Below are 8018 nucleotides of genomic sequence, written 5' to 3'. Positions count from 1 at the left end.
AAACGGGTTTTAAGCCATGCTGATTTTTGATTTACTTTGACTGGTTTTAAAAAGAATTGAGGCTAAAAACAGCTTTATATAGGTCGTTTTTATCAAAAGCAAACCTTTTCTCTTGTAGGGTGAGTTCCAGGCTTTGAGTTTGGCTATTAAATCGGGCACGCCGAGGATGTTGCATAACTTTCCAAAAGACTATCCCGAAGTTTCGGAATTAAAATAATTCCAGAAATTGAGCTTGTTTATCGCGAAGTGTTGGGATTATAAGCGAGGTTAAAAAATAGGTTTTTTACTTTTCTTACAGGTATTTTAGTATATGTGAAAGACGTTAAAGTACACAAGAAGGGATTATTGTGTTTATAGAAAATGCTTTGTGGTCTTGCGAGAAAAAACGGTTGGGCGTCGGAAAAAAGAGTTGGGCGTCGGAAAAAAGGAGTCGAGCGTCGGAAACGATCTTGCAGTCGTCGGAAACGATCTTGCAGTCGTCGAAAATGATCTTACAGTCGTCGGAAACGTACTTACAGTCGTCGGAAAAAGGAGTCGGGCGTCGGAAAAAGGAACTCTATGGCACTGTTAACAGACTTAGTTTGTGGGATGGTGTCCAAAAAAAATCCCGCATCGTTTTTCAACTTTGCAGGACTTTCAAACAAAATCACTTTATATAAATCAAAATTTTAATTAACCAATTCGCTTTGGTTTCTAAACACCAGTTGTCCGTCAAAAGCATCTAGTAAAATAATGCTATCGGTAGTAACTTTCCCAGCCAAAATCTCTTTGGAGAGTTGGTTTAACACTTCACGTTGAATTACTCGTTTTACTGGTCGCGCACCATACTGTGGGTCGTATCCTTTTTCCGCCAAATAATCAACTGCCTCGGGCGTTGCATCCATCGTGATGTTTTGGTGTGCTAACATTTTGGTTACACTTTTCAACTGCAAACCTACAATCTGTTTGATGTTGGCACTAGTTAACGGCGTAAACATCACAATCTCATCAATACGGTTGATAAACTCAGGGCGAACAGTTTGTTTTAATAAGCCCAATACTTCCACTTTAGCAGCTTCGGTAACTGCTTCGATGTTGCCTTTTATCCCGAAGTCTCGGGACTCAAATTTCTCTTGTATAATGGCACTTCCCATATTGGAAGTCATAATAATAATGGTATTCTTGAAATCAGCCACACGACCTTTATTATCCGTCAATCTGCCTTCGTCCAACACTTGTAATAAGATGTTAAACGTATCAGGATGCGCTTTTTCAATCTCATCTAATAGAATAACAGAGTAGGGTTTGCGTCGTACCGCTTCCGTCAATTGTCCGCCTTCGTCATAACCCACATATCCTGGAGGTGCACCCACCAAACGGCTCACACTGTGGCGTTCTTGGTATTCACTCATGTCAATTCGGGTCATAGCGTTTTCATCGTCAAATAGATATTCGGCTAATGCTTTGGCTAATTCGGTTTTACCTACACCAGTAGTTCCTAAAAACAGGAAGGAACCAATTGGTTTTTTCATATCCTGCAATCCGGCACGACTGCGGCGTACAGCATCGCTCACCGCTTCAATCGCTTCTTCTTGACCAACCACTCTGTGGTGCAATTCGTCTTCTAGTTTCAAGAGTTTTTCTCTTTCGCCTTGCAACATTTTCATTACTGGAATTCCAGTCCATTTGGCTACTACTTCAGCGATGTCTTCGCGAGTAACTTCTTCTTTGATTAAGGAAGTACCCGCTTGGTTTTCTGCTAATTGAACTTGTAATGCATCCAAACGTTCTTGCGCGTCTTTAATTTTGCCGTAGCGTATTTCGGCAACTTTTCCGTAATCGCCATTTCGCTCGGCTTGTTCGGCTTCGGTTTTGAAATCTTCAATTTCTTGTTTTACTGCTTGGATGTTATCCACCACGTCTTTCTCTGATTTCCATTTGGTGAAAATCTCGTTGCGCTCTTCTTTGAGGTTGGCCAAATCCATTCCGAGAACTTTCAGTTTGGTTTCGTCATTTTCTCTCTTAATAGCTTCGATTTCAATTTCCAACTGCATGATTTTTCTATCCAAAACATCCAATTCCTCGGGTTTCGAATTGATTTCCATACGCAATTTAGAAGCCGCTTCGTCCATCAAGTCAATGGCTTTGTCCGGAAGAAAACGATTGGTAATATAGCGTTGTGACAGTTCTACTGCCGCAATAATAGCATCGTCTTTGATACGCACTTTGTGGTGGGTTTCATATTTTTCTTTAATCCCACGAAGGATAGAAATGGCGCTTTCGGTATCAGGTTCATCGACCATTACTTTTTGGAAACGTCTTTCAAGTGCTTTGTCTTTCTCAAAATATTTTTGGTATTCGTCCAAAGTAGTTGCCCCAATGGCGCGCAATTCACCACGAGCCAAAGCTGGTTTTAGAATATTAGCAGCATCCATCGCACCTTCGCCACCACCAGCACCAACCAAGGTATGGATTTCATCAATAAACAAAACAATATCACCTTCCGCAGAAGTTACTTCTTTCACAACAGATTTTAGTCGTTCTTCAAATTCCCCTTTGTATTTTGCGCCAGCAATCAGCGCACCCATATCGAGTGAATAGACTACTTTGCCTTTCAAATTCTCGGGCACATCGCCATCCACAATTCGGTGCGCTAAACCTTCGGCAATAGCTGTTTTACCCACACCAGGTTCGCCCACAAGCATTGGGTTATTCTTAGTACGACGCGTAAGGATTTGCAACACACGACGGATTTCTTCATCTCTTCCAATAACTGGGTCGAGTTTGCCTGTTCGTGCTAGTTCGTTTAAGTTTTTGGCATATTTGTTCAGCGCATTATACGTTTCCTCCGCTGATGCTGAAGTTACTCTTTCGCCTTTTCTGATTTCGGCAATCGCTGCTTCAAGTCCAGAATAGGTTACGCCTTGGTCTTTTACTATCTGCGCTACTTTACTTTTTGATTTGAAGATGGCCAAAATCAAATGTTCGATAGAAACAAATTCGTCGTTCATTTTCTTGGCAATAATTTCAGCCTCCGTCACTGTGGTTCCAGCATCACGAGAAAACATAATCTCGCCACCCGAAACTTTTGGAAAACTTTGAATAGTGCTATCCAATATTTTCTTGAAAAGCTCCACATTCACATTGAGTTTTTTCAGAATAAAAGGTGTTACATTTTCATCGACTTCCAAAATGCCTTTGAAAATGTGTTCGTTTTCGAGCTGTTGTTGTCCAAAACTTTGTGCAATTTGCTGTGCTTGTTGCAAAGCTTCTTGCGATTTGATGGTAAATTTGTTGATGTTCATTGTTGTGAGTTATTATTAGTTATTAGTGAATAGTGATAAGTGATTAGTTTTTTAGGGACACAGATTTTAAGAAATTAGAGAAATTAGTAAAATTGATTTTTAAAATTGATACAAATTTTTGAAATTGAATTTGTTATTGCAATTGCTAGTGATAAATGATATATTTGCTGACGATGGGACAATTTATGTTCCAATATACAATTACAGTCAAAATGTCTTGAAACCAATGATTTAAATCCTGTTTCAATGCCAAAATGACACTAATACAGACAAAATGAGCATATTTAATAGCCTATTTGGTAGTTCTGAAGCTTCTAATACAAATTCGAATATTTCTTGGCGAGTATTAACTGACTTAGGTCAATTGAATGAAATTATTAACGAGTCAGTGACCACTCCAGTGGTAATCTTTAAACACAGTACGCGATGTAGTGTAAGCCGAATGGCGTTGAAACAATTTGAAAACGAATTTAATTTGCAAACTAAAGTTACGCCTTATTTCTTGGATTTATTAGAACATCGCGATGTTTCTAATGAAATAGCCGAGTTATTTCAGGTAATGCATCAATCACCACAGCTTATTCTAATTAAAAATGGCGTTGCAATTTACAGTGCCTCACACAGCGATATTGAAGCAGAAGATTTGAAACGATATTTATAGTATATAAAAAACCGTGTCGTTTCAAAACGAGACGGTTTTTCATTTTATCGCCTGAATTTATTTCTGACGATGATGTCTTTTAGTTTGGCTTTGATATCATTGCCTGTATCAAAAACCATTTGCTCATTACTAGGAAATGGAACGGCTCTTCGGTCAAAATTGGGATAATAATCTTGTTCGCATGCTCTTCTGTCGCCTTTAAAAGTGGCATAAACATTACTAAAAACAAATTCACTTCCTAATGGAAATGTCTCAATTAATTGTTTGGTTCTGAAGTTAATGTAATCCACTTTTGCCACAACTTGACAGGCTTTTATTTGCGAGAATTCGTAAATGCTGATGCGTACTGTTTTCATATTATCCACCTTAATGGGATTTCCAAGACTGTCTTTCACTACATTTCCATTGGCGTCTAATAGGTTTTTTACACCATCTTTAACTTGTTTTTCTTTTTCAAATTGTCGCTCTTTTATTTGTTCGGGCGAAATATTGATAGCACGAAAGATAACCACAATGCCAAAATCGTAATCGATATCTTTTAATCGATTGCTGTGATATACCGTCCATTTATCGTCCAAACCATAGGTACTGAAGTCTAACAAGTCGTTTTCGAGACGAATAGGAATCACCATATTAGTTTCGTTTTTTGTATAAACAGAAACATAATCGGTGCCTTTGTTTCTCGCCTCATTAATCAAAGCCGCCACATCCTTATATCCAGGATTGAGCGACTCTAAGTATAGTAAATCATCGTACGCACGACGAATAATCAATTTGTCTTTATTGATTAACAAAGCTTTGGAGTTGTCGTAAAGGTATTTAGACAGAGCGTTTTTGCTGCTAGCCAATTGGTCTGAGTAATCCTCAAAAGGGAAAATCGCATCACGACCTTCTTGTTGTAATTTTAAGGGCAACAAGGGACGAATTTGCTCTTGACGGTAATTGAGTAGTACGTAGGTGTTGTATATTTTCTCTAGGTTTTGTGGATTGGCATCTTTAAACCAAATAGTAATGTCGCGCAAGTCACGTTCTTTGGCTTTAGCAAAAGCTTCTTCGAGTATGTAAACATAGTCTTGTTTGCCTTTGGCGTTTTTATTGCTACGTAATTGTTGCACTGCATTTTGAATAGCTGCGTCGTAGTCACCTGAGGTAAGCATTTCTCTTGTTTGACGGACGCTGCATGAAGTAATAATGAGTAGTAAAGCAATTAAAAAAGTAATTTTTTTCATGGATTAGATTTTGAACAAAAGTAGGGAAAAGAATTAGCTTTCCAGAAAGGTTTTTAGATCTTCATGGTCTTGATTTTAGTGTGTTTTTTTTGTTCAATACACTTTCAATTTGTGCTGAGTTAATCTCATACAGCGATTTCAAGATAAATATTGCAACTTCGTATACTTTGTTCCTTCGTTATGTACTTTGTGTTTCAGTTGATAGTAAACAATTAAAAATTTAGATTTCTTGGCTCACCATTGGCTTCTCTACCATCTAAAATTTGTTGCATCCATATTTTTCTGATACTTCTGTCTAGCGGTTTTTCTTGTTCTATTTCAAATCCCATTTTTAGGTTAAATAAATATTGTTCGTGTGCAATTTCAAGATGCTCAGCTAGCTTTCTGTTTCGGAATTTCACATATGCTTTGATGATTGCTTCCTTAAAATCGTAGTGAGAGTCGATGGGAATTGTTTCTTCTTGCTCCATCATATCTTGAAGTATAATATCAACATCGATACTATCTCGGTTTTCTGTTTTTTTATCTTCAAAGTAATTTTCGAACTTTAGTTGGGTTTCACGATCTTCAAAAGTAGTAAAAAAAAATCTCACATCTTTTTCTTCATGCCAACTTAGGCATGGACGATTGTCTATTACCCTTGGCTCAGCGTTTGCAATTGCTTCGCTATTTTTTTTATACTGAAAAGATCTGTAAAATTCTTCTTTTTCCCCACGAATATCGGGAAGTAATAATAGCGAACTATTACCTGTTATTAGGTTATGGTATTCATACCAATCGGGCATAATGCCGTAGTCTTCCTCTGTGCCTAAATATTCTGCTTTAATATCGTCATAATCTTGCGCAGTATAAGTATCAAACTCATAGTATTCCTCGCTTTGCATTAAAAAATTCTGATATTGTTTAATATCCTCTTTTGTGATGGGTTCTAGAAAAGGACATTTGAAAATAGTGCTACCCCAAACTTCAAAATCATAACAAATTTCGATTTCAGGTAATGTAATTTGCTCTGCACGCCAGAGACATTGCAGGTCAAATAGTTTTTTTTGTTGGATGTAGCTTAAATGCTCATGCGCTTTATTAATCCATCTGCTTCTTCGATCTTCTGCTTTTCGGCTATACATGTCGGCATATCTATGCGCAATAAATTTATACAGAATATATTTAGATACAAAAGACTCCACAGAGTGTGGTTGGAAACCTTCAAAATAACTTTGTACAGACTTGTTTTCAGCTAACTCTTTTCGCCAATGGATTTTTAATTCCTTTTCTTCGATAAGTTCTGTGATACCTTTTTCAACCTTGTCTTTAGTGTACTTGTCTAAAAACTGTTCTTCATTTTGATTTTCTTCCATAATCTAGTAGTTTTTATAAAAATAACTAAAATTAAAAAAAAGGCATATACATTTATATTAAATTAGTTTATAATTTTAAAAAAAATCATTTGTTATTCCCAGTTGAGAGGTGTTATTATACACTTTAGATTAAAATTTGTGCCTTTCCCAGCTTCGAGGCTAAAACAAATCACAGGTTTTACAATTAGGGAATAAGTTGTTTATTGTAAAAATGCCTTCAATTCCTCATAAGTACCAATCTTAACCGAAACTTTTTCTTTACCTAATACACTCTCTATTTGTTTTGGAATAGGCAGCTTCAAACCTAATAAAGGTTCAACAGTATCTAAAAATTTTATAGGATGAGCAGTTTCCAAAAATACTCCAACACTGTTGGGTTGCTTTTTCATTTCCTTTTTCAAACCAAGATAACCCACAGCACCATGAGGTTCGGCGATGTATTTTGTCTTAGTATAAATATCTTTCATCGCTATTTCGGTTTCCTTGTCAGTGAAACTATAGGAAGAGAAGTCCTTGTTAAATTCATTTAAATCATAGTGGTAAAGCTCTTGAATTCGGATAAAATTACTTGGATTACCAACGTCCATTGCATTGGAAATGGTTGCGATAGATGGTTTTGGATCATAATTTCCTTTTTCTAAAAAGCGAGGCACGGTATCATTAGCATTGGTTGAGGCAACAAAATGGACGATAGGCAAACCTAAACGTTTTGCCATAATACCAGCACAAATGTTTCCAAAGTTGCCACTAGGACAAGAAAGAATAATTGGTTTGTTTTGTTTCTTTAGTTGTTGGTACGCAAAGAAAATATAAAACATTTGTGGTAGCCAACGGGCTATGTTGATAGAGTTAGCCGAAGTTAAGTTTTTGTGTTTTAAAGTATCGTCCAAAAAAGCTTTCTTAACCATATCTTGACAATCGTCAAAAACCCCATCTACTTCTAATGCTTTTATATTTTGTCCCAATGTAGTAAGCTGACGCTCTTGTATTTCGCTCACTTTACCTGAAGGATATAATATGATAACTTCAACTCCTTTTACACCTAAAAATCCGCTAGCCACTGCGCCACCAGTATCACCAGAAGTAGCTACAAGAACGGTTACTTTTTTATCATCGTTACGATTAAAATAGCCTAAACAACGAGACATAAATCTAGCGCCAACATCTTTAAATGCCATAGTTGGACCGTGAAATAATTCTAACGAATAAACATTGTCTTCCACTGGCACACACGGAAAGTCAAAACATAGTGTATCGGCTATGATACGTTTCAGTTCCGTTTCTGGGATTTCATCGCCTACAAACTGTTTGATGGCTTCAAAAGCTATTTCCTTATGGGAAAGGTTTTCAATATTTTGAAAGAAAGAATCGGGTAGTGGTATAATGCTTTCTGGGAAATACAAACCTCTGTCGGGTGCTAAACCGAACACTACGGCTTCTTGAAAACTTACTTTTGGTGAATTGTTATTTAGACTAAAGTATTTCATTT

5 protein-coding genes are annotated in these 8018 nt (G+C 36.9%); 1 reads left to right on the top strand and 4 read right to left on the bottom strand.

Features of this window, described 5'->3' with window-relative positions:
* Nucleotides 1-668: 668 nt before the first annotated feature.
* Complete coding sequence (gene clpB / locus WFZ85_RS07645) at nt 669-3284, bottom strand: ATP-dependent chaperone ClpB (RefSeq protein ID WP_342695692.1); 2616 nt, start codon at nt 3282-3284, stop codon at nt 669-671.
* A 274-nt stretch (nt 3285-3558) separates the two neighbouring features.
* Between clpB and ytxJ the strand changes: the two genes are divergently transcribed.
* Complete coding sequence (gene ytxJ, locus WFZ85_RS07640) at nt 3559-3945, top strand: bacillithiol system redox-active protein YtxJ (RefSeq protein WP_342695691.1); 387 nt, start codon at nt 3559-3561, stop codon at nt 3943-3945.
* Between the two features lie 44 nt (nt 3946-3989).
* Here the strand turns inward: ytxJ and WFZ85_RS07635 are convergent, their stop codons facing one another.
* From WFZ85_RS07635 to thrC, 3 genes are all read right to left on the bottom strand, one after another.
* A complete protein-coding gene (locus tag WFZ85_RS07635) occupies nt 3990-5174 on the bottom strand; it encodes a hypothetical protein (RefSeq protein ID WP_342695690.1) in 1185 nt (394 codons plus the stop codon).
* A gap of 212 nt (nt 5175-5386) precedes the next feature.
* Complete coding sequence (locus tag WFZ85_RS07630; RefSeq protein WP_342695689.1) at nt 5387-6529, bottom strand: hypothetical protein; 1143 nt, start codon at nt 6527-6529, stop codon at nt 5387-5389.
* A gap of 200 nt (nt 6530-6729) precedes the next feature.
* The gene (thrC, locus tag WFZ85_RS07625; protein ID WP_342695688.1) at nt 6730-8016 is read right to left on the bottom strand and encodes a threonine synthase; all 1287 of its coding nucleotides are present in this window, start codon (nt 8014-8016) and stop codon (nt 6730-6732) included.
* Between the last annotated feature and the right edge of the window lie 2 nt (nt 8017-8018).

Origin of the sequence: Flavobacterium aureirubrum, assembly GCF_038739835.1 — a bacterium.
Lineage (GTDB): Bacteria > Bacteroidota > Bacteroidia > Flavobacteriales > Flavobacteriaceae > Flavobacterium > Flavobacterium aureirubrum.
This window is presented reverse-complemented; position numbering and strand designations above follow the sequence as displayed.